Origin of the sequence: Brevibacterium sp. VCM10, assembly GCF_000583215.1 — a bacterium.
Lineage (GTDB): Bacteria > Actinomycetota > Actinomycetes > Actinomycetales > Brevibacteriaceae > Brevibacterium > Brevibacterium linens.
The window spans coordinates 1-3,256 of record NZ_JAJB01000059.1 but is presented as its reverse complement, the minus strand read 5'-3'; the positions used below and the strand labels follow the sequence as shown (position 1 = coordinate 3,256).

The following is a 3,256-nucleotide window of genomic DNA, read 5'->3' as shown; positions in this document are numbered from 1 at the left end:
AACATCTTTTCGCACACACCAACCCCACAAGGAATGGTTGATGAGTGATCGGTGTATTAGTACCAGTCAACTCCACACATTACTGTGCTTCCATACCCGGCCTATCAACCCCATCATCTATAGGACACCTCCCCTGACAAAAGTCAGTTGGAAATCTCATCTCGGAGCCGGCTTCCCGCTTAGATGCTTTCAGCGGTTATCCATCCCGAACGTAGCCAACCAGCCATGCTCCTGGCGGAACAACTGGCACACCAGAGGTTCGTCCGTCCCGGTCCTCTCGTACTAAGGACAGACCTCCACAAATTTCCTACGCACGCAGCGGATAGGGACCGAACTGTCTCACGACGTTCTAAACCCAGCTCGCGTACCGCTTTAATGGGCGAACAGCCCAACCCTTGGGACCGACTCCAGCCCCAGGATGCGACGAGCCGACATCGAGGTGCCAAACCATGCCGTCGATATGGACTCTTGGGCAAGATCAGCCTGTTATCCCCGAGGTACCTTTTATCCGTTGAGCGACCACGCTTCCACAAGCCATGGCCGGGTCACTAGTCCCAGCTTTCGCTCCTGCTCGACACGTCCGTCTCACAGTCAAGCTCCCTTGTGCACTTACACTCGACACCTGATTGCCAACCAGGCTGAGGGAACCTTTGGGCGCCTCCGTTACTCTTTAGGAGGCAACCGCCCCAGTTAAACTACCCATCAGGCACTGTCCCTGAACCCGATCAGGGTCCGAAGTTAAGGAATCCACTATGGTCAGAGTGGTATTTCACCGATCGACTCCACCCCAACTAGCGTCGAGGCTTCCCAGTCTTCCACCTATCCTACACAAACCACACCGAATCCCAATACCAAACTATAGTGAAGGTCTCGGGGTCTTTCCGTCCTGCTGCGCGTAACGAGCATCTTTACTCGTAATGCAATTTCGCCGAGTTCGTGGTTGAGACAGCAGAGAAGTCGTTACGCCATTCGTGCAGGTCGGAACTTACCCGACAAGGAATTTCGCTACCTTAGGATGGTTATAGTTACCACCGCCGTTTACTGGGGCTTAAATTCTCCGCTTCACCCACAAAATGGGTTAACAGGTCCTCTTAACCTTCCAGCACCGGGCAGGCGTCAGTCCGTATACATCGACTTACATCTTCGCACGGACCTGTGTTTTTAATAAACAGTCGCTTCTCTCTGGCCTCTGCGACCACCACCAGCACATCCCACCGCAAAGGGTGGTTCACCGGGATGGTCCCCCTTCTCCCGAAGTTACGGGGGCATTTTGCCGAGTTCCTTAACCACGATTCTCTCGATCACCTTAGTATTCTCTACTCGACCACCTGTGTCGGTTATAGGGTACGGGCAACACACACCCTCACGTCGATGCTTTTCTCGGCAGCAGAGGATCACCAGATCACCCCACCAATTGTGGGGCGCCCATCAGCTCTCACACACATGCGGGGACGGATTTACCTACCCCCACGTGCTACAACCTTAGACCGTGACTACCATCGCACGGCCTGGCTACCTTTCTGCGTCACACCTCACGCTTACCGACTCCACACTCAGGTCCCCCACTCAAACCCAACCACAGGCCCGAAGGCCTGACGGGGTCATCACAGGGTTAGTATCGTGTGTTTTGGTACTGTCGGTTGTGTGTCGGTACCAGAATATCAACTGGTTGTCCATCGACTACGCCTGTCGGCCTCGCCTTAGGTCCCGACTTACCCAGGGCGGATTAGCCTAGCCCTGGAACCCTTGGTCATCCGGTGGACGGGTTTCTCACCCGTCTTTCGCTACTCATGCCTGCATTCTCACTCGAATCGCTTCCACCACTCGTTCACACGGCGACTTCACCAGCAACTCGACGCTCCCCTACCCAACACCACACCATTACGGCTATACGTGGTGCTGCCACAACTTCGGCGGTGTACTTAGCCCCGCTACATTATCGGCGCTCAATCACTTGACCAGTGAGCTATTACGCACTCTTTCAAGGATGGCTGCTTCTAAGCCAACCTCCTGGTTGTCTTCGCAACTGAACATCCTTTCCCACTGAGCACACGCTTAGGGGCCTTAGTTGATGGTCTGGGCTGTTTCCCTCTCGACAATGAAGCTTATCCCCCACTGTCTCACTGCCACGCTGAACCTTGACTGGCATTCGGAGTTTAGTTGACGTCAGTAACCCGGTAGGGCCCATCAGCCATCCAGTAGCTCTACCTCCAGCAAGAACCACGCAACGCTGCACCTAAATGCATTTCGGGGAGAACCAGCTATCACAGAGTTTGATTGGCCTTTCACCCCTAACCACAGGTCATCCCCTCCATTTTCAACTGAAGTGGGTGCGGGCCTCCACGCGCTCTTACACACGCTTCACCCTGCCCATGGCTAGATCACTCCGCTTCGGGTCTAGGACACGCGACTCAATACGCCCTGTTCGGACTCGCTTTCGCTACGGCTACCCCACACGGGTTAACCTCGCCACGCACCGCTAACTCGCAGGCTCATTCTTCAAAAGGCACGCCATCACAGTCATCAAGATACTGCTCTGACGGATTGTAAGCACATGGTTTCAGGTACTCTTTCACTCCCCTCCCGGGGTACTTTTCACCATTCCCTCACGGTACTCATTCCGCTATCGGTCATCAGGAAGTATTTAGCCTTACCAGGTGGTCCTGGCAGATTCACACGAAATTCCACGAGTTCCGTGCTACTCGGGCAACGCACACACCACGACGGGCTGATGTTTCGTCTACGGGACTCTCACCCACTCCGGTCCTGTTTCCCACCAGGTTCGACTACACCAACCACGCTCGCAGACCAGTCATGCTGAACCGGACCATGCACACCCCACAACACCCTGACAGCAACACCAGCACGCTTGACACTGACAAGGTTTAGGCTCATCCAGTTTCGCTCGCCACTACTCCCGGAATCATTGTTATTTTCTCTTCCTGCGGGTACTGAGATGTTTCACTTCCCCGCGTTCCCTCCACATGCCCTATATATTCAGACACGGGTCACCACCCTCACGAGTGGCGGGGTTTCCCCATTCGGAGACCCTCGGATCAACGCCTGTTTATCGGCTCCCCGAGGCTTATCGCAGATTTCCACGTCCTTCATCGGCTCCTGATGCCAAGGCATCCACCATGCGCTCTTACACACTCACCCAACCCCCAAACAGGGATCGGCAAATGTGCGCGAAAAATTGTTTCATTCACCTCAACTAGATGATGACAAGAAAAATCACATTACATAAACAACACAA

Annotated in this window: 1 rRNA gene; it reads right to left on the bottom strand. The window is 54.3% G+C overall.

The window, feature by feature from the left end:
• Positions 1 to 36: 36 nt before the first annotated feature.
• Positions 37 to 3,159 (bottom strand): 23S ribosomal RNA (locus tag AD89_RS0115595).
• Positions 3,160 to 3,256 lie beyond the last annotated feature (97 nt).